Genomic DNA, 23,642 nt, shown 5'->3' with positions numbered 1-23,642 from the left:
CTTCTTGCCAGGAATGAAGCGGCGGACCAGAGTGCATCAATTGATTGCGGTTTTTAATGGCGAGTCTAACTGTCGCCGCGCGCCAACGGCGGCTAACACCGTGTGAGGGGACTGTTCCGATGCATATGGACATGTCTGGGTGGCGGCGGTCTCCCAGCCCGCCCGAAGATCTGTCCTCCGCACGACCAAGGTTTTCTTGGGCCGGCCTGCACAACCGGCTGACCTTCTTCCAGTGCCATCGCGCCGCCAACGGCCATCACTGAAGCTAGTGCGGGCAGAGACGCATTCCGCTGCTATACGCGTGCCTGCAGAGGCTCAATGATCGTATGACGTGCTTCCGGAGTGCCCGACTTCGGCTGGCAGGCACGGCGGGTGCGGCAATGCAGGCGGCACTGGAGTCGTTTCATGAAATTCGCGAATCTTTTTCATCCGGCGCCCCGACCATGGACTGCGCGTCGGGTCGCGGTTAACGGAGCCCGGTTGCGCGTCCTCATCGTCGACGACAACCACGATGCAGCTCTTGCACTGGCGGCCTATCTGTCGCTGGAGGATTTCGAGTCCCGCGCTGTTTTCGGTGGCGACGACGCCGTTGAGTTGGGAATCGCCTGGTCACCCCATGTCGTCCTAATGGACATTTCAATGCCACGCTGCAACGGCTATGAGGCTGCCCGGGCGCTTCGGCGCGACCCCCGTACAGAAGGGATTGCAATCATTGCCCATACCGCGTTCGACAAAATCGAGGTGCGCCAGCATCTGTCTGACAGCGAGTTTGATGGTTACGTGCAGAAAGGTTGGCCACCGAGCCAGTTGGTAGCCCTGATCACCAAGCTTGCTCGGTGACCGGGACGACCATATACCGCGCCAAGAGGCACGCCACCCACCACATGGTCTTGCTGGCGTTACACCGCGCGGCTCTGCACACCGCTTCAGCGACAGCAGGCGCGGCTGTTGCTACGTATGCTCATCGGCAATGCAGGGACGGAAAACATGAAAAGAGTGTTGAATGCCCGGGATATCGTTGTAGTGGCGGCGTCGCTTGGCGGCCTGCAGGGACTCAGAAGGATCCTGTCGTCGTTGCCCGGCGATCTTCCCGCAAGCGTTTTCGTGGTCATGCATATCGGGGCGTGGCCCAGCCTGCTTCCCCAGATTTTGCAGACTGACTGCCCGCTGCCGGTGTTGCATGCAGAGGACAGCCAGCTCATCGCCAAGTCAACCGTCTACGTGGCGCCGCCCGACCGGCACATGCTGATGCGCGACGGCGCCATCGTTCTGTCCACCGGCCCCAAGGAACACTTTGCGCGCCCGGCCGCTGACCCTCTGTTCCGCTCCGCCGCTGTCGAGTATGGCCCCCGAGTGATCGGCGTTATCCTGACAGGAAGCCTTGACGACGGCGCTGCGGGACTGAAGGCCATCGATGCTTGCGGTGGTTTTACCGTCGTTCAGACTCCGTCGTCCTGTGTCGCCCCTGACATGCCGCAGGCGGCCCTTCACGCGGTCTCACCCTGCAGCGTTGTGCCGCTAGAAGGCATCGCCGCCGCAGTCGTCAGTGCGCTGACCGACGATTCGCGTAAAGAAGTCAGTATGGGCGAACGGGAGCGGATTGCAGTCGAAACGAAAATTACCCCGACCTGAAGATTAACCCCTGACGAGCTTGAGCGGCTTGGTCATCGGTCGAGCGCGGCGTGCCCCGACTGTGGCGTCGTCGTGTGGCGTATTGGAGACGACCTGCCATTGCGGGACCGCTGCCATTCCGGTCATGCGCTTTCAGCACTCTCGCTTGAGTGCGCTCCGCGCAGCGGGGCGGAAAACGCACTCTGGTCGGCGGCGCGACGTCTGGAGGAGAGGTTACTACTGGCAGAAGAGCAGCTCTCGCTGACGGAAGCCGCGGGCAGCTCCGGTGTATCCGGACTGCGCGCGCAAAGAAACCGTTTGCAGGGTGAGATCGAGGTTACCAGGTAACTGTCGCTCAACTCGGGAACCCGACGCCGGAAACACCGGCGTAGACGGATGCCCCCGCTTCGGATCTCGCCCGCCAGTAACATCAGAAGGGGACATGTTAGTCTCCGGGGATGAAGGGGAGGCTTCCATGCAGCGCATGATCACGTACCGCGGGTTCGAGATCCACGTCGAGTTGACGCCGGCTGCAGAGGAAACGTTTGACGTAGCTTTTCAGATCAAAGGCGGGACCAACCTCGAAGTGCTCGGCGCCCGGGGAGGCCGCATAAGGTTACGCAATGGCCCTTTTACGGAACGATGGGCCTACCTGGTGGCCGAAATTGCAGGGAAAGCCGCAATCGACGTGTTACTCGGGCCAGTTGACTGATTCCATTTCTGAGTCGTAGCTCGGTATTCATCGTACTCGGGGCGCCCCGCCGTGCTCCACGCCAGGCCGCTGACATTTGACGATCGACCGCCGGGGTCATCTCCGCAAAGTGGACATCCGGTTTGCCGCGATGAGGTGGCGTCTCTCAGGAAGTGCCGCCCGGTTGGTCGCGCCGGCATGCAGTTGTTTTTGACGCCGGCGAGCAGACACGCATCGTGGGATCATATTCATTGCTGCCTTCCCGGACCTTCGGCATGCCCGCCGCTGCGCCCCCCATATCAGTCAAACCACGAGCTTTGATGAAGCTTCGCGTCGGATATGAGCTGTCGTTCGAGTGTCCAGGACCGACGCCGATGATGCTGATGTTGAACACGCATTCTTCGCATGCGAAGGATATTCTTGTGGCGGACGTGCTTGTTACCGATCCGCCGGTGCCGATCGTGCAGTATCGCGATGGCTACGGCAACCTGTGCAGCCGGATCGTCGCGCCCGCCGGCCGGATTGGACTGAGCACGACGGCGCTGCTGAACGTGCCGGAGTCGATGGAAACGCCGCCTATCGACGGCCGGCGCGATCCGGTTGAACAGTTGCCCGACGAGACGCTGGTTTTCCTGCTGGCCAGTCGCTACTGCGAAACCGATCTGCTGGTCGATGTTGCGTGGAAAATCTTTGGGCAGTGTCCGCCGGGCCGCGAGACGGTTCTCGCAATCTGCGATTTCGTGCACCGGCATATCCGGTTTGACTACGGACACGCGCGAGCGACCAAAACCGCAGTCGATGTGTACCGCGAACGCACAGGCGTCTGCCGGGACTTTGCGCATCTCGGCGTCACGCCATGCCGCGCGATGAATATTCCGGCGCGCTACTGCACCGGCTATATCAGCGACATTGGCCTGCCGCCGGTAGAGGCGCCGATGGATTTCGCGGGCTGGTTTCAGGCCTACGTGGGCGGCAGCTGGCAAACGTTCGACCCTCGCAACAACGCACCGCGCATTGGGCGCATTCTGATGGCATATGGTCGTGATGCGGCCGACGTTGCCATTAGCAATGCGTTCGGGCCAGCTATGTTGAGGCACTTCAGGGTGCATTGTCACCGTGAATAGCCGGGCGGCAAGAGACCAATACTGAGCCGAAGCGCGAATGTGGGAGTAGCCTGCGCCGGCGGGAAGAGTTCGCCGGATATCGAACCGGGTATCTGCAAGACCTGGCACTTTCAGGGTTACAGCGTAACGATGGCCAGAGCAACGAACGGCCGCGCAAGAGGGGTCGAATTTTTCGGTCTGCAGCCATCAACCGACGATCGGGGGACTGAGGAGCAGTTTTCGATTTCCTGGTTCACGAGCCGTCGCCGGCCCATCTCGCGTATTCGTGAGCCTCAAACCGATGTGGTCGCCACTCGACGGTCTTCCGGATGAGCAGCGACGCTTTCGCGTTTCGGCCAGAGCGCCGGCCAGATTTGCTAACACGCGCTTGAGTCGTCGCCGATTACCGTGCGTATTTCTGGAGGGAATCGGATTATCCCTACCGTCAACACCGGAACCGCCGCTCGTCGGCCATTCGCGAGCGGCCGGTTGCAGTTCGCGTTGGCACATTAGGTCAGTCCGCTGACTGTCAGCAATGGGTCCGGGCAGCGTCAGCCCGCTCTTCGGTTTCATCGCCGGAAAGCGGCCAGTGGAATCTCGCGGCCCGGGAGCGGACAGTCGTCAGCGCGTACTTCCGACCCTCAGGCGTCATCGCAGTCAAAACACGGTCAACGGCCGTTTCCGCATCACAGAGGTCATCCGATCACTCACATCGACCAACAAATCCTCGGCCACTCTGGTCGTTCGCGCTCTCTTGGACGCGATCTTTCGCAAAAACCCTCCCAACAAGGCACCCGGCGCAATTGCCTCGTGGCAGCTAAACAGTCCGCCCGAAAGCCCCCCGATCCGAAGGACCGATGACGACTGGCATTTACTAGCTTGCGTTCAGCCGATCACTCAAGTCGAGTGTTCTGCGCCTGCGTCGTCTCACGCAACGTTGTCAGCGCGCTGCATCGGCCCTGGCAATGATCTTCGCTCCCATGTCCGGCGTCTCGCGTACCCATCCGTTCCGTCCCGTCCAGCTACGCTTGCGCCGGCGTGAAGTCGTGACAACGGCAGACTTGTCAATGACCATGTGAACCAGCCCGGACTGCGCTTCCACACGAATACGCGCTTTAATTCGCGATCCGCGCGTGTGCCGGCGATGCATCAGCGCAACTTGCTTATTGTCATCGTTGCGCATATGTGCCAGCGTTTAGCTGACACGTTTGGTCATCCGATGCGCGGGCTCAGGGGCCTGCAATCGATATCATCGGTCGAAATCCCTGGCGAGCTGCGTGTAACAGCAGTGCGAATACGCGAGACAATGCATACGAATCCCGGATAGTCGTTCGCACGGAAGGGCATGTGATGACGAGATTACGCTTTCTTGCCGCCCTGCTGGGTGGGATTTCACTGCTCTTGCCGCCGCCGCGGGCCGAGTCAGGACCGAGTGCGTTCACCGTCGCACCGGCATCGGCGCCACCGGCTGCCGTCGCGAAAACCCGCCAGCTGAACATCGCCGCCAAACCGTGGATCGGCGATTTTGACGCGATGCGCGAGCGCCGCGTGATCCGCTTTCTTGTGCCGTACAGCCGTACGCTGTACTTCAACGACAAAGGCCGAGAACGTGGCTTGACCGCTGAACTCGCGCGAGACTACGAACAGTATGTCAACAAGCGTTATGCCAGCCAGCTCGGCAAACGCCCGGTGACAGTCCTTCTGATTCCAACGACCCGGGACAAGCTCCTGGCGAACCTCCAGGCCGGGCTGGGCGACATCTCGGCGGGCAACCTGACGGCGACCGATGAGCGGCGCAAGCTTGTCGACTTCGTTGCGCCCCGTGACCGCAAGCCGGTCAGAGAACTGGTCGTGACCGGTCCTGGCGCTCCGGCTATCGCCACGCTGGACGACCTCGCGGGAAAGCAGGTCTATGTACGCAAGGCGACGAGTTACTACGAGAGTCTGACGGCGCTGAACGACCGGTTCAGGAAAGCAGGCAAGCCGGTCATGCAGATCACGCTGCTACCGGACGCACTCGAAGATGAGGACGCCCTCGAAATGTTGAACGCGGGAATGCTCCGCATCGTGGTGGTTGACGACTGGAAAGCAAAGCTGTGGGCACAAGTCCTGCCTCAGCTCAAGGTCAGGGAGGATCTGGCAGTACGCAGCGAAGGCTATATCGGTTGGGCGATCAGGAAGAACAGCCCTCAGCTGCAGGCTGCGGTGACGGATTTCTATAACGAGTTTGCCAAAAAGCAGGGCGTCATCGACTATCGGATCGCGCAGTTCATGAAGCGTATCAAGCAGGTCACGGATGCTTCCGGCGCGGCGGAGCGCAAGCGTTTTGAAGAAACACTTGCGCTCTTCGAAAAGTATGGCAAGCAGTATGGCTTCGACCCTCTGATGCTGGCCGCCCTCGGCTATCAGGAATCGCAGTTGAACCAGTCAGCCCGAAGTCACGTTGGCGCAGTCGGCGTCATGCAGTTGATGCCGGGAACAGGCAAGGAAATGGCGGTCGGCAACATTGGCGTGACCGAATCGAACATCCATGCGGGAACCAAATACATGGACCGGCTGATGACACGCTACTTTCCTGACGCGCACTTCGATGACACCACTCGTGCAATGTTTGCGTTCGCGAGCTATAACGCAGGGGCGGCCAAAATTGCAAAGATGCGCACGGAAGCTGCGGCACGCGGGCTCGATCGGGACAAGTGGTTCAATAACGTCGAAATCGTAGTCGCGGAGAAGATCGGCATCGAAACCACGACGTACGTACGCAACATCTACAAGTATTACGTCGCATATCGCTTAATCGTCGATGCGCAGCACGCGCGCGACAAGGCGATTCGTAAAATGCAACCCGGCGGTTGACCGTTGCCGGGGCGGGCCGCCCCCGAATGTCGGACTGACGCTGCGGGCGAGAGCCGCTTCATGACCGTTGAGCCGTTCCCCCTCCTCAGCTCGACGAAGTTTATTTCCGCCAGATGCCTGAGTCGCAACTGACGAACCGGGGACATGCCAATTGCTGAGAGTGAAGGCGGTTGCTCGTCATCCACTGGCTTTAGCTTCGGCTTGCGAGCCAGAGCGCAAGCGGCGCACAGGAACGCCGGGACTCCCCGGGGCCGGCACTGCGAGGCTTCAGTGGACTAGTCGACGCCGCCGAAGCGGGGTACGAATCATCGGCCCACGTGCTGGATGTGATGCTAGTCGGCATCCATCCACTCTTTTTCTAGTAGCGGCTCGGCGCTGTTTTCCTCGGCCGGCAGGACTTCCTCTTCCGGAAGCAGCTCAACGCTCTCCACGACGGGCGGCTGAAGGCTCTTGACCACGACGGCCGATTGAATGCTCTTGACCACGACGGGCGGCTTATTGCCTGGCACCGGCGCGCTCTGCAGGTCGGTGCTTAAGCCCGCGCTCAGGCCGGTGCCGACGTTCGAGCTCGTGGTGCTTGCGCTCTTGAGGATGCCGTTCACATCGAACAGGAACACCGTCGCCGACGACCGCGTGTCGGCACCGCCAACAAGCGACCCAATGAATGGAAGAAAGCTCTCGGGGCGCGGCCTCGACGTCACGAACATATAGACCAGCAGCGTCGAGCCGTCGTCCAGCGCGGTCTGAACCGACGCCGGGCCAAGCGTGGCTGTCACGTTTTGAAACGTCGTCACCCGGGCCTGAAGCTCGACATCTGTTCAGACCTCACTTCGACCCCGGTCGACATGCAGGCGCCAAGCAGTGCGCCGCACAGCAGGCCAATTACCACTCTATGTTTCATGTTGCCCCCGCCCGTATTTACAATTCTATGACGACGAAGCGCCGGCGGGACGCGGCGAAAAACCAAGCTCGCTAAGGGGTGTGGTCTGGTGAAACGCTCCGATCGGCAACAGTGGAGCGGTCGCCTAGCGCATTGCGCTTTCTGGGCACCAAGCGAGGCTGAAGTGATGATTTTTCCGCGGAACTAGAGGTTGCCGTTGCGTTCAGGCCGTCGCCCCGCGACGCCGGACGGCGTCCTGACCGCCTGTGATTCTGATGAGCGCATCAAGATTGTCGGGCGCCTCATTTTCTCCTAACTCGGGCAGGCTCGCGGTGTGCCGTTGTCTGGAGGGAGCCGACGTTCGAACGTCCGTGTGAAAGCGTGAGCCAACGTCCTTAGCTGGCCGACGTGAGCCCAATGGCGTTAGGCTCACGTCGACCCAGATCGTGTAAAAACGCAAGGCGGACTCAATGACGACTTCACGCGATGAGCCGCAGGCGTCAGCGGCCCAACGTGGCCTGTGTGACGGTTATGGGCGCTTTGCCTTCTTTGTGAGAGGAAGGGGTACTCAGGCGCCGTAATGCGCCCCGGCGCGACCTCCGTGGTGCAAGCTTATCCTCAGGCTCGCATCTTTTGCATCATCGCCGCCGTGCCGAGGATCGCCATGACGCGCCTGAGGTTATATGCAAGGACATGCAGGCTCATCTCGGTGCTGACATGCTCGCGTGTTTTCATAAGGAAGTGCGCCGCGCCCATCCAGAATTTCAGCGTGCCAAACGGGTGCTCGACGGTCTGACGGCGTACGCGCATCATTTGTGGCTTATGGTCGAGCCGTTGCTGCATCGCTTCGACGACGGCCTCATGTTCCCAGCGCTTTATCCGGCGAGCCTGCTTGCCTGATGTGCATTGTTTTCTGATGGTGCAGGTAGAACAGGCCGAGCTCGAATAGCAATGCAGCGTCATGCCGTGCTCGATGTTTGTGAAACGCCAGTTCAGCCGCTGCTGGGCCGGGCAAAGATATTCGTTATCTCCGGCGATGTAGATGAAATCCTGCTTGCCGAAATATCCGTCAGCGTTCTTGCCCGAAGTCAACGGTTTGGGAACGAAGGTCGTAATGCCCGCCTCATGGCATTGCAGGACTTCTTCGCTCTTGAAGTAGCCCCGGTCGGCAACAACAGTCAGATCCTTGATGCCGGTAGCCGCCCGTGCCTGGCTGGCCATGTTCGTCAACTGGCTGCGATCGTTGCCGACGTTGGTGACCTCGTGTGCGACGATCAGATGATGCGTGTCATCAACGGCCGTCTGAACGTTATAGCCAACCATTCCCGTTCCCCGACCGCTGGTAGCCATTGAGCGTGCGTCTGGATCGGTCACGGAAACCTGTCCATCTGGCGACTCGCGCAATCGCTGCTCCATCGCCTTGAGGTCCTGCATCTGCTGCCTGAGCTTGGCGATCTTGTCGCTGATCCGACTCGTCTTCGCCTCGGCAACATCGGATTGAGTCCGGTCTGCAGTCTCCATCGCGGAAAGATATCGGACGATGCTCTCATCGATCTGCTGCAGGCGCGCCTTGACCTTCGCGCTCGTAAAGTTGCGATCGCGATTGTTCACGGCTTTGAACTTGCTGCCGTCGATGGCCACTATCGACTTTGAGAAGAGGTCCAGGTTACGGCATAGCACGATGAACTGGCTGCAGACATTGCGGATTGCCTTGCCGTTGCTGCGGCGGAAGTCGGCGATGGTCTTGAAGTCCGGCGAAAGGCGGCCCGTTAGCCACATAAGCTCAATATTGCGTTGAGTCTCACGCTCCAGACGCCGACTGGACTGAATGCGATTCAGATAGCCGTAGATATAAATCTTGAGCAGTACAGACGGATGATACGAGGGCCGCCCCGTAGCTGCGGGCGCGGTTCCGTCGAAGCCGAGATCATGGAGATCAAGCTCATCGACAAAGACGTCGACTACGCGCACCGGATTGTCCTCGGAGACATAGTCTTCGAGATACTCGGGTAGCAGGACAGCCTGCTTACGGTCTTCGCCTTCAACGAATCGCTTCATGTGGCCGCCCGATCTGAACGCGTTACTTCAGTTTAGGCGATCAGCATGCGTTTTCACACAGGCTGGACCCACTTCGGCCCTTCGAACAGGGGTGAGCTCGATGTCAGCTGTCAACTGCGTAGCAGCCATTGAGCCTATATCGATGCCTCAACGATCGAACCAGCGATATTGAAGCGCTAACGTGACAGACTTGTAGTCGCCGCCTGCGCGCGTGACGAACCCGCTGGAAAACGCCAGCTTCGCGGACCAACCGCGTGCGACGGGCGCAGAGAACGTCAGGCCGTAACGCATGTTGGCCCGCCTGTCTTCGTTGGGTACCCCGTTCATGCTGGATCGGCCGCCCGCGGCGTAGCCGATGTCGGCCGCGACCCATAACCCCTGACGGAAGCTGTACCCAGCGTGCAGCTGTAGCAGCATGAGCGGATCCTGGCCTCGCTTGTTGCCGTGGAAAAAATCGTTGTTGCGGGTGAAGAACCACGCACCGGCCGACGCGTCGAAGAACCAGTTTCCATAGGGCTGCGAGATGCCGATCTCCGGCTTGAATCCCCAGCGGTTGGCGCCTATGTTGACCAGCCGGGAAGGGAGATACTGACCGGTCGGAGCCGACATCGTAAGGCTGATCCCAGCCAAGGTCGCTTGCTCGCGCCGGGCGAACTCCTCAGGCGTAAGCGCCGGACTGCCGATGAAGTTCCACGCGAAGCGCAGCTTCAGATCGCCAATTCCGGCGCGATGCACTTCGGTTGGCGCGCCAATGACGACGCCGCTGAGATTGCCGCTGCTGAAGGGCATCGCCAACGCGAGCGACGCCGTGTGGCCAGCCAGCGCGAACGTCCGTGAGTAGGCGAGCGACACGGTGCTGATCTTCGCCTCCACGCCGGTAATAGGCAAGGACGGATCCGTCAGCACATTGCCATACAGATAGACATAGCTGGCAACAAGAAAGTTCGTGCCGATTGGGGAGGGCGAATAGCTGCGCGGCTCCAGCTCCTGGGCTTGCGCCGCGATCGCCAGAAGCAGGAGCGCGACGGCGCCGGCGTGCCGAAGCGTCCAGTGGATGAATGGACACCTCATGGTCAGGTCTACCTGGCTGGCCGGCAACGGCGACGATCTACGGCGCGATCGGAGTGGGAACCGCCAGCGTGAGTGATGCAGCGTATCAGTGAGCTCAATCGCGGGGTATAGGACCTTGGTCGCATGTCGGCGCAACGGAGCGCACCGCTTGCCACCTACGCTCGATTCGCTTCTCGGAACCTTAGGGGCAGCATGTCGTGGCGTCCGATTGCGCCAGTTCGCGGCACGCAGAAACAGGCATCGCGGCTGGCGCCTATCGAAAAGCGGAGAATGGTCTGTATGGCGGATGTGCCCGCTACACCGAAACCGGCGAAAATGTCTCTTTCCCAAAGATCTCCGGTCGCACGGGAATGTCTATCGGTCCATCCGCTGCGGGCGGCTCTTGACCGCCTTGACGCAATACCACTGTCAATTTGCTCGCCGGAAACCGGCCATTGAGCGACGGCGGACGAAACCTTGGGTATTCAAATTGGACGGCGACCTCGACCGACCGCTTGTGGCCGATTGGGCGAGGTCGCCAACGGCCGCCTACTGGCATTCCAGTCCGCACATTTGAAATTGGCTGACTGACCGGTTTGGAGCAAGTCGTCTGACCGGAGCGGGTCGGGCAGCGTCAGCCCGCTCTTCAGTTTCATCGCCGGAAAGCGGCCAGTGGAATCTCGCAGCCCAGGAGCGGACAGTCGTCAGCGCGTACTTCCGACCCCAAGCGGTCGTTCGAGCGGTTCGGACTCCGAGACTTAGCGAAACGCTGAACAAAGCGTCGGCACGCAGGTTCGGCAAGAAGCCGTCGGAACTTGCCGTTGTTAAACGCCAAAAGCGCCTTGCCCGAGCTCCGCTCAGCACCTATCCTGATTCTGTCGCAACCTCTCTACTTGTCCCTGAGGCCGCCGCACTGGAAGGCAGGACCAATCCGTACCGCGCAAGCGGAAGCCCCGTATTAATCACGCCCGAAGCGGTTATTGGGCCCGCCGGCGGATGAGCTACATGCCGATCGCGATACCGCGCGGTATCTCCCTTCCCTGGAACCTGCGACAGACGGCATGGTACCGGTCTGACCGCGTCACCGATGAAGGAGACTCAAAATGCGCAAGTCGCTTGGGGCTGCTCTGCTAGCACTGGGTGTGACGACCTTGTCTCACGGCTTCGATGGAAGCGGCTCAGACGGCAGGGAAAGCGGCGAACGCGGTGGGCAACGCATCCTGAAGGTCTTTGACGGTCAAGGCAAGGTGGTGGGGCCGCTGGTTAGCTATGAGCCGCTTGGCACCGTTCTCAATGTCAACGGCGCCATGATTTTTGCTCCGATTGAACGGGTGAGCATCAATAACGGTAGTCAGTATTCTGCGTCCCAGTTTGAATGGGCGGGCAACTTCTCTGCATATCTGACGCCAGACTGCAGTGGGAGCCCGCTCATTACACCAAGTGTCGCCCCGACCTCGCAACTGCGTCCTGCTCAAATCGTTAGGCAAGGAGTTGACGCGACGGTGTACATCGCGGGGGACACCTACTCAGCGCGGACCCCATTCATGTCATTCCGTTCAAACGGCGGGTGCGTGTCAAGCTCCGAGCCGTTGGACTCGTGGGTTGCCGAGAGCTCCTATTCGCTCACGCAGCATTACCCTGAGCCGCTAACGATTCATTACTGAGCACCGTTAGTCCGCTCCGAGCGGCAACATGCCGATCTAGCACTGAACGTATGAGATTGATTGCCACCGATTCGGACAATAGCGTCGAATGGCGGCTTTTAGCCGATAGCACCGGTTCAATGAGCGTGCCGCCGCAACGATGTCGGAAGTCTCAATGGCTGCTTTCCGGCGTTCCTGCGAACGCGTACTGTCGGCGGCGGATTCAACCGGTCGATGCAACGGTTTGATGAAATCGCTCAGCCGGTGTGTCGAAGTTTAGTGTTTTTCGGGGACGTTCGTTGAGCCGCCTGGCAACGACATCAAGTCTAGCCTGTGAATAGACGGAGAGATCGGTGCCCTTAGGGAAGTACTGCCTCAGAAGCCCATTCGTGTTTTCGTTCGAGCCGCGTTGCCAGGGATGCTGTGGATCGCAGAAATAGACCTTGATGTCGGTAGCCACGGTAAAGCGATTGTGATCGGCCATTTCCGAGCCCCTGTCCCAAGTCAGTGATTTATATAGTTCCCGAGGTAACTTGCTGGCGTGTCGTATCAGCGCGTTGACCACAGCCTCAGAGTCCTTGCTGGCTACCTTTACCAGCATCACGAATCGACTTTGACGTTCGACGAGAGTTGCAATCTGGCTCGTAGCGTTGCCAAACAGCAAGTCGCCTTCCCAGTGTCCGGGTATTGCGCGATCCTCCGCTGTAGCGGGGCGTTCGCTGATCGATACAGCGTCGCGAATGTTCGTGCGGTCTTCAGTTTTCAATGTGTGATGCCGGGACCGGCGCATGACTCGAGAGCGTCGCAAGTGTTCAAGCAATTCCCTTTTCAGGGCGCCGCGAGCTTGAATATAAAGGCTCCGATAGATCGTCTCGTGTGACTGTTGATTTGCACTGAATCCTGACCCACCCTACGCAGTAATTTGCATCGAATATTGACCCACGTAGAACACTGACCTGCTCGGGAACGGGCAGGGGAACGGAGTGATCGACGTGGCTATATTGAGCATCATCCGACGCTGGCACTTTCGCGATCATGTCTCGTTGCGCGAGATTGCCAAACGACTGGGCGTGTCGAGAAACACGGTCCGGCGTTACATTCGGGCCGGTACGGTCCTGCCCGCCTATCCGGAACGACACAGTCCCAGCAAGCTCGACGGGTTCGCTGCGAAGCTCTCGAGCTGGCTGAAGACCGAAGCGAACCGGCCCCGCAAGCAGCGAAGAACCCTGAAGCAGATCCACGCAGATCTGTGCGCGCTCGGCTTCACCGGCTCTTACGACCGGGTGGCGGCGTTCGCTCGGCGCTGGCGGCAGGAGCAGCACGAGCAGGCAAAGACAACGGGACGGGGAACGTTCGTGCCGCTGCGGTTTGCCGCTGGCGAAGCGTTCCAGTTTGACTGGAGCGAGGACTGGGCCGTTATCAATGGCGAGCGCACCAAGCTGCAGGTCGCACAGCTCAAGCTCAGCCATAGCCGCGCCTTCTTCCTGCGCGCCTACCTGCTTCAGACTCACGAGATGCTGTTCGACGCGCACTATCACGCGTTCGTCGCCTGGGGCGGCATTCCACGCCGCGGCATCTATGACAACATGAAGACCGCCGTTGACAGAGTGCGACCCGGCAAGGTGCGCGAGGTCAACGCGCGCTTCAGCGCGATGGTTAGTCACTACCTGTTTGACGCCGAGTTCTGCAATGTCGCCTCGGGCTGGGAGAAGGGGCAGATAGAGAAGAACGTCCAGGACAGCCGTCACCGGCTTTGGCAGAAAGCGCCGGCGTTCGGCTCGCTCGCCGCGCTTAACGACTGGCTGGCCGACCAGTGCGTGCTGCTGTGGCAACAGACGCGGCACCCGGAGCACGACACGACCATTTGGGATGCGTGGGCGGCCGAGCGTCCACACCTGATGCCGGTGGGCCAGCCATTCGATGGTTTCGTCGAACATACCAAGCGCGTTTCGCCCACCTGCCTGGTGAACTTCGAGCGCAACCGCTATAGCGTACCGGCGTCGTTTGCCAACCGGCCCATCAGCCTGCGCGTGTATGCCGCAAAGCTTGTCTTCGTCGCCGGAGGTCAGGTGATCGCCGAGCACGAACGGCGTATCAACCGCAGCCACAACCACGGCGAGACCATCTACGACTGGCGTCACTACCTGGCAGTCCTGCAGCGCAAACCGGGAGCGCTTCGCAACGGTGCACCCTTCACCGAGTTTCCAGCTGGCTTCCGCAAGCTGCAGGGCGTGCTGCTCAAGCGCCCGGGGGGCGACCGGGAGATGGTCGAGATTCTGGCGCTCGTGCTGCTGCACGACGAACAGATGGTGCTCGCTGCCGTCGAGCTGGCATTCGAGGCTGGCGCGCCGAACAAGCAGACGGTGCTGAACATCCTGAGCCGCCTGCTTGACAGCCCGCCTGTGCCACCGCTGCAGACGCCACAGGCGTTCACGCTGACCGTCGAGCCGCAGGCCAATGTCGGCCGGTATGATCGGCTAAGAGACCGCGAGGACAATCATGCAGCCTGACGTGATGATGCAGATGCTCAAGTCACTCAAGCTGCACGGTATGGCTCAGGCACTGGGCGAGCTCGCCGCTCAGGACTCGCCGGCCTACAAGGCGGCTTCACTGGTGCTTGCCGGATTGCTCAAGGCAGAAATTGCAGAACGGGAAGTGCGCTCACTCGCTTACCAGATGAAGGTGGCGCGCTTCCCGGCGTATCGCGATATCGGCGGCTTCGACTTCAGCTGCAGCGATGCCAACGAGGCGCTGGTGCGGCAGTTGTACGAGTGCGAGTTTATCGACTCGGCGCACAACATCGTCCTGGTGGGCGGACCCGGTACGGGAAAGACGCATCTGGCAACCGCGATCGGTGTGCAGGCTCTCGAACATCATCGCCGCCGGGTGCGCTTCTTCTCCACCATCGAGCTGGTCAACGCACTCGAACAGGAGAAGCTCGTGGGCAAGCCCGGACAGCTCGCCACACGACTTATGTATGCCGATCTTGTGGTGCTGGACGAGCTCGGCTATCTGCCCTTCAGCCAGACCGGCGGTGCGTTGCTGTTCCACCTGCTTAGCAAGCTCTACGAACGAACCAGCATCATCATCACCACCAATCTGAGCTTCGCCGAGTGGGCCAGTGTGTTTGGCGATGCCAAGATGACGACCGCGCTGCTCGACCGGCTTACGCACCACTGCCACATTGTAGAAACAGGCAACGATAGCTATCGTTTCAGAAACAGCACGACACAGCCCAAAAAGGAGAGAAAGAAGACCCAGATACCCACCGAATAACCCGCAAAGCTGGTCCAACGGGTGGGTCAGAATTCAATGCAAATCGTGGGTCAGGATTCAGTGCAAATCAACAGTGTGACACCAGATGGTCCTTGTTGACGGCATATACATGCTTGAGCCAACCAGAAATCTGCTCAGGAGACCACTGCAGCTTCAGCTTTGCAGCGACGACTCGCGCCAGCGTCTGGTTTCCCACCAATTTGCAAACCTTCGGGCGACGTGCCCGATCCCAGGCGAGCGCCTCCGCCTGACTCGCTCGGTAATCTTGCATGCCTCCGTTGCGCTGCAGCTCGCGGCTGATCGTGGAAGGAGCACGTCCCAGCCTGGCTGCAATAGACCGAATCGACAAGCGGGCTACCAGGCAGCGAGAAATTTCCTCGCGTTCGGCAAGCGTCAATGCCTTCAGTGCGCGATGCCTTTGCGGTGGCTCGATGCCGCCGGCCTCCGCGAGTATCCGCTGTATTGAAGAGTGGCCCCGATCGGTAAGCGGCTCGTGCCGGCCGTTGTAGACGGTGGCTGAGGGAGACATCAAAGTGATGTCCATCATTTCCGATCTGATGGGCACCACTTTGACACAGTCTGCAGAGAAGAAGCCGGGTTCCCGTACGGGACGCCCTAACTACCCCCGGGAGCTTCGTGATCGACTGGCAGCAGCAGCTTGCGAGCCTGGCGTATCAGTCGCAAAGCTGGCCCGGGAGAATGGCATCAACGCGAACATGCTGTTCACCTGGCGGCGGCGATATCTGGCCGATCAGCAAGCTCGATCTGCCGGGCTCATTCCGGTCGTATTGCTAAGCGACTCGCCGACGGAGGTCATGGCATCAGCTCCGGCAGCAGCGCAAGTGCAGAGCGCGAAGCCTGTACCACCTGTCGGCGCGATCGAGATCCGGATCGGTCGTGTGGTAGTTAAAGTGGACGGCCTGGTCGATGCCGATACGCTGCGGATCGTGTTGGGAAGTCTGCGCTCATGATCTCCCTGCCGGCAGGCACGCGCATCTGGATCACCGCAGGCGTTACCGATATGCGATGCGGGTTTCAGGGGTTGGCAGCGAAAGTGCAAACCGCGCTTGAAGAGAATCCACTGGGCGGCAACGTCTACATCTTCCGGGGCCGTCGGGGCGATCTGGTAAAGATTCTCTGGGCCACGGAGGACGGAATCTGGCTTCTTGCGAAGCGGCTTGAACGAGGCCGTTTCATATGGCCCAAGGCCGACGGTGGGAAGGTCCATCTGAGCTCTGCACAACTGTCGATGCTGCTTGAGGGCATCGACTGGCGACAGCCCCGTCGCACCGCCGCATTATCGATGTTGTAAACCGCGCGGCAGACTCGTAAACTACGGCGCATGTCGAGCGGCGCCGATCTCCCTGACGATGTCGAACTCCTGAAGGCCTTGCTGGTCGAGGCCCGTAGTCTGCTTGCCGAACGCGATGTCGAGATTGAGCAGCTCAAGGCACAGATCGACAAGCTCAGGCGCATGCAATTCGGTCGCAAGTCCGAGCAGCTGCAGCGGCAAATCGAGACGCTCGAGACTCAACTTGAGGATCTGGCCGCCGGGCGCGGCGTTGTGGATGTGCAGCGTGCGCAGGCCCGTGGTGCAAATGCGTCTACGTCGAACGCAACGACGGACGAAGCGGCTTCTAAGCAAGCGCTTCCCGTACATCTGCCTCGCGAGGATCATGTACTCGAGCCCGAATCGAATTGCCCGGACTGCGGTCAACCAATGCAGGTGCTCGGCGAGGACGTGTCCGAACAACTCGCCCGGGTCACAGCCGCGTTCAAGGTCATTCGCACGATCCGCCGCAAACTGGTTTGCCCCCATGTTGCAGGACGATCACCCAGCCGCCGATGCCCGGCCTGCCGATCGGGCGGAGCATTGCCCATCCGAGCTTGCTGGCAGACATCCTCGTCTCGAAGTATGCAGATCACCAGCCGTTGTACCGGCAATCGACGATCGCGGCGCGCGACGGCGTGACGCTTGACCGGGCCAGCATGGGCCGCTGGGTCGGCCAGTGCGAGGCGGTATGCGCACCGCTAACAGAGGCGCTGCGCCGCTATACGGTGTCGGCCGCCAAGCTGCACGCGGATGACACGCCGATCCCGGTGCTCGCACCGGGCAGCAGGAAGACCCGCACCGGCCGGCTGTGGGTCTACGTGCGCGACGATCGCCGCTCGGGCTCGACGCAACCGGCTTCGGTCTGGTTCGCATACTCGCCGAACCGGCAAGGCATCCATCCTCAAACCCATCTCGCCAGCTTCAAAGGGATTCTGCAAGCGGACGCTTACGCAGGCTTCGACGAATTGTTCCGCGATGGCTCAATACGCGAGGTGGCATGTCATGCCCACGCGCGGAGAAAGTTCTACGACATCCACGTGCGCACACCATCTGACACGACACAAAAGGCACTCGAATATATTGGAGGCCTCTATGACATCGAGGCCTCCATTCGCGCCAGGCCGGCCGCCGAACGGCTGCGAATACGGCAGGAGAAAGCTAGACCACTGCTTCAAATCTACGAAGCGTGGCTCAGGGCAAAGCTTGAAACGCTATCGTCGAAGTCCGATACAGCCAAGGCGATCAACTACACGCTGAACCAGTGGAGCGCACTGACGTTGTATTGCGAAGACGGTACGCTCGAGATCGACAACAACATCGCTGAGAACGCGCTGCGTTGTGTAAGCCTGGGCCGGAAAAATTTTTTATTCGCCGGCTCAGACAGCGGCGGCAAACGGGCAGCCGCGATGTACGCCCTGATTGGCACTTGCGCACTGAATGACATCGATCCGCGTGCCTACCTGGACTATGCACTGACCCACATCGCCGATCACAAAATCAACCGCATCGACGAGCTCTTGCCTTGGTGTGTGGCCGACAAGCTGCACACGCGAGCCAGTCCGCCGCATTCCGCCACCTGACCGGCAGCTCCAGTTCACCATCATGCCTCACACGCACGAGCGTGGACAAACGGCCCAGCTGAGCCGCTTACCCCGATCGAACAGTTTGGCAATCTGATGAATTGTTTCGCCTTTGCGCCAGCGGTCCCACATCAGTGCCTTCTGACTCTCAGAATAGTAGATCCTCGGCCTCTGTTTCATTGCAACACCTCCACTGCCTACGCAGACTCTAGTGTGTTGCATCGACCGGTTGAATCCGCCGCCAACTCCGGACGTTCGTCCGCAGATTCGCTGGGACGTTCCAACGACCGAAGCCCTCTAGCAGCGGACCTTCGCACATCGGTTGAGTCGTCATTGCTCCTCGCTGCGAGCATTTCTTCTATGTCGAGCAGAACCAGTGCTCGCAGTTATTGCACCAATCCGCGAGGCAATTGAGAGAGAACTGGGCTCGCAGTGGCAGGTGCCCACCTTGTCCGACGACCCGCGTGACTTCTTCAATATCGCCGGATTGGATGCGTCGAGGACTGCCGAGGGGCGATCAGCAGCAATGTCCCCAGAACCTCAAAGGCGGCAAGGCGCGTCAGGACCGACCCGGCGAGCGACAGGCGATACAAGCTTTGTGACTGTCACTGGCTGGCGTTCCCAGTTACGGGAGGACGGCATCCGTACCTTCGTGCCTCAGTGGCAAACGGGCCCTGCCGGTGACCCTATTGGCCGAATCGCCGCGGCGTCTCGCGTCCGGATTTTTGCTGCGGACGAAGTGGTCGAATGTGGTCTGGTTGCACAGTCGTACCCGTTTACTTGTTCATCGATGACAAAGTCTGCGATTCTCATCGCGTCCATCGAGTTGCCGTCCACGTCGGACCATTCACGAATCGCGCGTTTAACTTTCGTTAGCGCCGCGACAGCAAGTAAAATGGCGTCCGTTTCGGTGATCCTTCCCTCAAGCTCATCGGCCATGTAGTCTGCAACCCGTAGAGCTGCGTCGATCAGATTGCGGTCGTCGAGCAGGTCCGTCAATACTGCAAGGACCACTGCAAGACAGGCATGTTTACGTGCAAGTGCGATATCTGTCATGAGTCTCTCCAAGGTCGAGGTGACTGCTTAGCCAGCTTTTGGCAAGCCCGTCGTAGAGCGAACCGAACGCTACTGCACCCATCACTGCGACGATCCGGCAGCGGCGATATCGGGTACAAACTCACTTTGCTCTGAGGTTGGCCCTAGATATGAAGTGCGCCGCGCGTTCGCATGAGAGAGCTCAGCGTACGTTGGGACATTCCTCTGCCCGATCTTCACCTCGTTTTGCAACGGCCGATTCTTCCGGAACGCCGGGACGCTTGCGAGCGTAGTTTCGCAAATGGTCGCCGATGCCTCGTGCGTGAGCTATGCCTGATGTCCCGTCACAATCACGTGGGGGAACGACACGAGTCGCTGAGGGACTTCGTCAGTGACTATCTCGCTCGGGAGGTCGCGAAAAAAGAGATTCCCCTCCTGTTCGTACACGTCTATTCGAAGCCCGCCGGGCTGCCCTGTCTTCGACGAGTCGATGGCAGCCTCGGTGTCGAGCAGGCCCCCGCGGCTCGTATCGATCAGTATTGCACCTGGCTTCGCGTGCGAGCGCGCGAAGCCAGGTGCCGATCCGTCTTACTTCGTCGTTGGAGAGTGCGGCCTCCGACAAAGCATTCGATGCGCGATTGTTGCTCATGCTGGCGTGTCCTTTGCGTGCCGGGCTCCACCGGGAGATACGGGTTATCCGGTCAAACAGATGCAACGGCGCTGCCGTTTCCCGCCTGGCGCCTCCCGTGTATTTTTGCGTTGGAATGCCGAAGCGGCGCGTGAGTAGGGACCGTGCGAAAAGGATATGTTACTGAGTGAAGAATGCAAGCAGCCTGAAATCAAATCTTTCTCATCTTACAGGGCTTCGTGCTCGGATCGGGCGAGGAACCAGCCCTAGCATAAGAAACCGGGTGGTGCCCGCTTGAAGTGCGCTCTGGCGTCGTCGCGCAGCGGCGCGGAGGCTGCGTTAGCGTCACAGCGAACATCCCTCCTATCTGCAGCGCAACGACTCGCTGTCAATGGCGCCTTGGCCACTCGGTTGTAGCCGGCCAAATCGCATCAGAACCTGAAGGTCAGATTCAAGCTCGGACCATTGAAACGCAGCGTTTGCACGAGTTGATCACCGGAGCCGTAGAAGGCGAGATACTGGTAGGTCAGGCTCACGTCGCACATCTTCATCGCGTAGCCGATGCCTGTCATCGCCTGCCACGTGAACTTCGACGTGCCTGTGCCGGCGTCGAGATAGAACGGCGCGTACCAGCGGCTGTCGCCCGTGATGACCAGGCGTCCGCGCACGCCCGCGATGCCGTCGAAGATGTTCTCGGTAGCCGAAACATTCAACTGGGGGCTCACGCCCGGACCCGACCCAACCGACGCAATAAGCGATGCGTCGAGAGTCGCCTTCACGGCGAGATAACGTCCCCGCTATCAAATCGATGTTCCCCCACGACTGTCGCATGACCGTGCGCCCGCCGCCTACCTGCATCAGCGTGCCGCGAAAACCCGTCTCGACATTCTGCGCCGTTTCGCCCGGGCCGAACTGGCCGTTCGTCGCATTGACCGAACTCTCATGTCGCCCGAAGTTCAGGTAGATCGTGTCCACTAAGATGCTCCAGTCACCCTTTCGCGCCTCGCCTTGCAGCATGACGGCAAATTTGAGGTTCTGAAAATAGTTGTACGGTCCGGTGGATGCATCGGCGCCCCCGCCCGGCAGCGAGAAACGCAGCGTCCCGGTTACAGATGGTAACCACAGATACGGCACTACGGCGAATTGCCAGTGCGCGTCGGCGTCGGCATGAGCCGGCTCAGTGTCCGATGCCTGCGCGCTGGTCGCGGCGATCATCAGTGCGGCGACGCATCCAGGGTACCAGCGCATCAATCGACCTTGATTTCGTTCTCCTGGCATATCGCATCCGGAACGCGTGTTCAACGCTTTTGCAGAGCCCAGTCGGTCTTCCCCGTGCGGCAAAAGACAGGATGCAGGTTCATCGACTGTCCTTTCGCCGAAAGCACGACGGCAACGTGACGGCATGTCTTGTTGCCGTCATGGCTTGTGTCGGACGGCGTCATCATTGCGTCCATCTTCACGCTATTGCCTGTGTCCGCGTTGGTCCATTGACTGAACTCGCCATCGCTCTTCATGTTGAGCACGTCGGTTATCGCACGCTTGATCGAATCGATATCGCGCGGCTTCACGTATGACAAGGGCGTATCGTTCAGGAAGTTGAGGTTGCTGGCGTGTGCAGCAACGACGTTGAACAGGAGTGCCGCAGCAGACATGGCACGCGCGCAACGCGTCCGGAGCAGACGTTCCGCGCCGAGAAATTGCATGCGAGCCTCCAATAGCTATTTCGCAAAGCCATACTTGCAACTTGGTAACACCCGGCGTGATTGTGATGGCGACAGGTCGATGCGGGAGACACGATGTGCGTGCCGACGGCTTTCCACCGTCGGACGCGTAATTCCGACGCCTCACGCTCCGTGCCGACCAGTTTAGTTGCTGCGTCTTGCCGCCGGTATCGGACTTTGGTCCCACGTAACGTGCCCTTTATGTGATTCGTCAAGCGTTAACGGCTGGTTTTGATCGGTCGAGGGTGCTGTCGCGCAACGGCGATCAGCGCTTGATCATGAAGCTTACCCTGCTGGAGATTGCGTGCTGGCGGAATTCGCGGGCGAGCAGTATTTCAAGGCGCTGTGCGGATGCGACTCGTTGTAGCGATCGAACGCGATGGCCAAGTTTTGCAGTGCGGTCCTGACGTCAGGCTTGGACACATCAGGAATTTGAAATCGATGGGCCATCAGACTTGCAACTCCCATGTCTCTGCTAGCTTTGAATGCGGCCATAGCACGCTGCGCTTCGAATGAGGGGAAGGGGTCGGGCAGCGTCAGCCCGCTCTTCAGTTTCATCGCCGGAAAGCGGCCAGTGGAATCTCGCGGCCCGGGAGCGGACAGTCGTCAGCGCGTACTTCCGACCCACTCCGGTCAGACAACTTGCTCCAAACCGGTCAGTCAACCAATTTCAAGTTTGTGGAGTGGAATGCCAGTGAGCGGCCGTTGGCGACCTCACCCGATCGGCCATTTTCGGCCGCTGGTTATCGCCTTGACACGGACGTTGGAACGTCATTTTCACTGCTGGTAAGGGACATTCGAGGGCTGACGGTCATGGTCGCCACTTCGGCCAGTGCGGCATTCCCTCCTGGCTTTCATGCGTGATGAGATAGAGAGCCAAAGCCCAAACTCCGCCCCATCTTAGCTTCTCGTTTCAGTGGGTTGATTTAGCCTAGATGATCATTCGTATCATCGAAGAGTCTCCTGGACATCCAAGCCGTTCAATCGGTGGAGGTCATTTTGGAGTAGGCAACTGAATCCTGCGGATGCTGCAAGGAAGCCTTATGCCTCGCGGGGAAGAGCGCTCCGTCTGGCGCAGTTTGGGCCTTTGAAGTAGCCGTTTTACCCGCAAATCAAGGACTTTTATAGCGCACAACTATCGATTCAGCGCCGGGAAAACCAGATCAACGTCCGAGCCGACGCCGCGGCAGGCATCGAATTTTCTAACTCCGGTTCGTTCGACAGCGCCGCAACTCTCGATCGTCCAGTTGCCGAACACGACTTTGGCGCTCCGTGCGCAACCGCAGCGAAGGCTGTCGCTAACTGTCAATGACTGGGCCTTTTCCGCCACGGCGCGTGTCGCGATTCTCCGCTCACATGATGCGGGCGCGACGCTTTCTGTGCGGCACGGCTTTTAATCCGAGGTTTTCGCATAATTCGAAATCGATGTCATCCGATGGCTAACGGCAGCCGCCCCGGGGTACCCAGGAAGCAAAACGAGTGAGGGCGTTCGGCGACTATCGAGCGGTCCAGTCCGTTGGCCGAGTTCGCGGGATTTTCCCTTAAAGTCAAAGATGGACCCTATCCTGACAGCAGGCGCAACCCGGCATCTGCTGGGACGCGTCAACCGCCCACGGCTTTCTGTTCGTCCTTTTCCGTGAGTCGCGGTTTTCCGGGCCCGCATCTGCGGGCCTTTTTGTCTTTTTGTGATCTCTGGACGCCTTCGTCGCGGCGGACGACGCCGAAATCGAGCGCCGACTGCATGGATGGAGAGTCGACGATGCACCCGGTAGGCTGATCGCAGCGAGACTCTCCATCAGTACTTGATGTCCCGTTTTTGCTGGCGGCCACCCTGTTTCGTGTCGCGCTTGTCCTGCCGGCACTGGGAGTTGCTTTTTTGGTTTGCGGCCCGGCAGTCGACCTTGTTCGAGCGTGCCTGCTGTTTCGCATTCTGGTTTGCATTCCTGCCAGCCTGGCGCTGTTGCGACTGGTTAGTGGCGAGAGTTGCGCCCGATAGCGCCAGGAGTCCGGCCGCCGTCAGAATTCCGATCGTCCGTCTCCAAAGTCCGTTTCTTGGTGCGACCATCTTCACACTCCTGTATCCTGGTTGAAACGGCAGTTAGCGTCGTGGCTAGCCGCTTTCGTATGCTCGCAAAGAGCCACCCCCAATCCCTCGGCGGCATCCCACTTGTCGGCTA

At 59.9% G+C, this 23,642-nt stretch carries 17 protein-coding genes and 5 pseudogenes; 11 read left to right on the top strand and 11 right to left on the bottom strand.

Annotated features, from left to right (window positions below; all coding sequences use genetic code 11):
* The first annotated feature begins 405 nt into the window (after positions 1-405).
* The 5 genes from BGRAMDRAFT_RS25175 to BGRAMDRAFT_RS25155 all read left to right on the top strand — a co-directional run bounded on the left by BGRAMDRAFT_RS25175 (position 406) and on the right by BGRAMDRAFT_RS25155 (position 6,261).
* Positions 406-840: a response regulator gene (locus BGRAMDRAFT_RS25175; RefSeq protein ID WP_006051697.1), complete on the top strand. Its 435-nt coding sequence runs from the start codon at positions 406-408 to the stop codon at positions 838-840.
* A gap of 147 nt (positions 841-987) precedes the next feature.
* Positions 988-1,632: a chemotaxis protein CheB gene (locus BGRAMDRAFT_RS25170; protein ID WP_157140671.1), complete on the top strand. Its 645-nt coding sequence runs from the start codon at positions 988-990 to the stop codon at positions 1,630-1,632.
* 454 nt (positions 1,633-2,086) lie between these two features.
* A complete protein-coding gene (locus tag BGRAMDRAFT_RS25165) occupies positions 2,087-2,323 on the top strand; it encodes a hypothetical protein (protein WP_006051695.1) in 237 nt (78 codons plus the stop codon).
* A gap of 299 nt (positions 2,324-2,622) precedes the next feature.
* The gene (locus BGRAMDRAFT_RS25160) at positions 2,623-3,426 is read left to right on the top strand and encodes a transglutaminase-like domain-containing protein (RefSeq protein ID WP_044021869.1); all 804 of its coding nucleotides are present in this window, start codon (positions 2,623-2,625) and stop codon (positions 3,424-3,426) included.
* 1,329 nt (positions 3,427-4,755) lie between these two features.
* The gene (locus tag BGRAMDRAFT_RS25155; protein WP_006051693.1) at positions 4,756-6,261 is read left to right on the top strand and encodes an MltF family protein; all 1,506 of its coding nucleotides are present in this window, start codon (positions 4,756-4,758) and stop codon (positions 6,259-6,261) included.
* Between the two features lie 332 nt (positions 6,262-6,593).
* Here BGRAMDRAFT_RS25155 and BGRAMDRAFT_RS25150 read toward each other — a convergent pair whose 3' ends face one another.
* From BGRAMDRAFT_RS25150 to BGRAMDRAFT_RS25140, 3 genes are all read right to left on the bottom strand, one after another.
* Positions 6,594-7,055: a hypothetical protein gene (locus BGRAMDRAFT_RS25150; protein WP_006051692.1), complete on the bottom strand. Its 462-nt coding sequence runs from the start codon at positions 7,053-7,055 to the stop codon at positions 6,594-6,596.
* Positions 7,056-7,759: 704 nt separating this feature from the next.
* On the bottom strand, positions 7,760-9,199 hold the full coding sequence (locus tag BGRAMDRAFT_RS25145; RefSeq protein WP_006051691.1) for an IS1182 family transposase: 1,440 nt from the start codon (positions 9,197-9,199) through the stop codon (positions 7,760-7,762).
* Between the two features lie 147 nt (positions 9,200-9,346).
* Positions 9,347-10,297, bottom strand: coding sequence for a transporter (locus tag BGRAMDRAFT_RS25140; RefSeq protein WP_232292368.1), 951 nt, complete (start codon positions 10,295-10,297; stop codon positions 9,347-9,349).
* Positions 10,298-11,352: 1,055 nt separating this feature from the next.
* On the opposite strand from BGRAMDRAFT_RS25140, the gene BGRAMDRAFT_RS25135 reads away from it, so the two are divergent.
* Positions 11,353-11,913, top strand: a complete 561-nt coding sequence (locus BGRAMDRAFT_RS25135) for a hypothetical protein (protein WP_006051689.1) — start codon at positions 11,353-11,355, stop codon at positions 11,911-11,913.
* 202 nt (positions 11,914-12,115) lie between these two features.
* On the opposite strand, the pseudogene BGRAMDRAFT_RS25130 reads toward BGRAMDRAFT_RS25135, so the two are convergent.
* Positions 12,116-12,772 (bottom strand): annotated as a pseudogene (locus BGRAMDRAFT_RS25130) (IS30 family transposase); the annotation flags it as partial.
* Positions 12,773-12,875: 103 nt separating this feature from the next.
* Here BGRAMDRAFT_RS25130 and istA point away from each other — a divergent pair.
* Both istA and istB read left to right on the top strand, forming a co-directional pair.
* Positions 12,876-14,402 (top strand): IS21 family transposase, encoded by a 1,527-nt coding sequence (gene istA, locus BGRAMDRAFT_RS25125; protein ID WP_044020054.1) that lies wholly within the window; start codon positions 12,876-12,878, stop codon positions 14,400-14,402.
* The gene (istB, locus tag BGRAMDRAFT_RS25120) at positions 14,392-15,168 is read left to right on the top strand and encodes an IS21-like element helper ATPase IstB (RefSeq protein WP_006046815.1); all 777 of its coding nucleotides are present in this window, start codon (positions 14,392-14,394) and stop codon (positions 15,166-15,168) included. The genes istA and istB overlap by 11 nt, the downstream gene beginning before the upstream one ends.
* A gap of 73 nt (positions 15,169-15,241) precedes the next feature.
* On the opposite strand, the pseudogene BGRAMDRAFT_RS25115 reads toward istB, so the two are convergent.
* Positions 15,242-15,655, bottom strand: a pseudogene (locus tag BGRAMDRAFT_RS25115) (transposase); the annotation flags it as partial.
* 49 nt (positions 15,656-15,704) lie between these two features.
* On the opposite strand from BGRAMDRAFT_RS25115, the gene tnpA reads away from it, so the two are divergent.
* The 3 genes and pseudogenes from tnpA (at position 15,705) to tnpC (ending at position 18,081) form a co-directional block, all read left to right on the top strand.
* Complete coding sequence (tnpA, locus tag BGRAMDRAFT_RS34005; protein WP_157140669.1) at positions 15,705-16,139, top strand: IS66-like element accessory protein TnpA; 435 nt, start codon at positions 15,705-15,707, stop codon at positions 16,137-16,139.
* A complete protein-coding gene (gene tnpB / locus BGRAMDRAFT_RS25105) occupies positions 16,136-16,480 on the top strand; it encodes an IS66 family insertion sequence element accessory protein TnpB (protein WP_006051687.1) in 345 nt (114 codons plus the stop codon). The genes tnpA and tnpB overlap by 4 nt, the downstream gene beginning before the upstream one ends.
* A gap of 30 nt (positions 16,481-16,510) precedes the next feature.
* Positions 16,511-18,081 (top strand): annotated as a pseudogene (gene tnpC / locus BGRAMDRAFT_RS25100) (IS66 family transposase).
* Positions 18,082-18,738: 657 nt separating this feature from the next.
* Here tnpC and BGRAMDRAFT_RS25095 read toward each other — a convergent pair.
* The 6 genes and pseudogenes from BGRAMDRAFT_RS25095 to BGRAMDRAFT_RS25080 all read right to left on the bottom strand — a co-directional run bounded on the left by BGRAMDRAFT_RS25095 (position 18,739) and on the right by BGRAMDRAFT_RS25080 (position 23,530).
* Complete coding sequence (locus tag BGRAMDRAFT_RS25095) at positions 18,739-19,137, bottom strand: hypothetical protein (RefSeq protein ID WP_006051683.1); 399 nt, start codon at positions 19,135-19,137, stop codon at positions 18,739-18,741.
* 213 nt (positions 19,138-19,350) lie between these two features.
* A pseudogene (locus BGRAMDRAFT_RS34000) lies at positions 19,351-19,677 on the bottom strand (NAD(P)-dependent oxidoreductase); the annotation flags it as partial.
* A gap of 498 nt (positions 19,678-20,175) precedes the next feature.
* The gene (locus BGRAMDRAFT_RS33305) at positions 20,176-20,523 is read right to left on the bottom strand and encodes a hypothetical protein (protein ID WP_006051681.1); all 348 of its coding nucleotides are present in this window, start codon (positions 20,521-20,523) and stop codon (positions 20,176-20,178) included.
* Between the two features lie 519 nt (positions 20,524-21,042).
* Positions 21,043-21,396, bottom strand: coding sequence for a hypothetical protein (locus BGRAMDRAFT_RS25085; protein ID WP_232292367.1), 354 nt, complete (start codon positions 21,394-21,396; stop codon positions 21,043-21,045).
* 354 nt (positions 21,397-21,750) lie between these two features.
* Positions 21,751-21,915: pseudogene (locus tag BGRAMDRAFT_RS34700) on the bottom strand (integrase core domain-containing protein); the annotation flags it as partial.
* Positions 21,916-23,260: 1,345 nt separating this feature from the next.
* Positions 23,261-23,530, bottom strand: coding sequence for a hypothetical protein (locus tag BGRAMDRAFT_RS25080; protein ID WP_006051679.1), 270 nt, complete (start codon positions 23,528-23,530; stop codon positions 23,261-23,263).
* Positions 23,531-23,642: the final 112 nt, after the last annotated feature.

The sequence above is a fragment of the Paraburkholderia graminis C4D1M genome (genome assembly GCF_000172415.1).
In the GTDB taxonomy this organism is placed as follows: Bacteria; Pseudomonadota; Gammaproteobacteria; order Burkholderiales; family Burkholderiaceae; genus Paraburkholderia; species Paraburkholderia graminis.
This window is presented reverse-complemented; position numbering and strand designations above follow the sequence as displayed.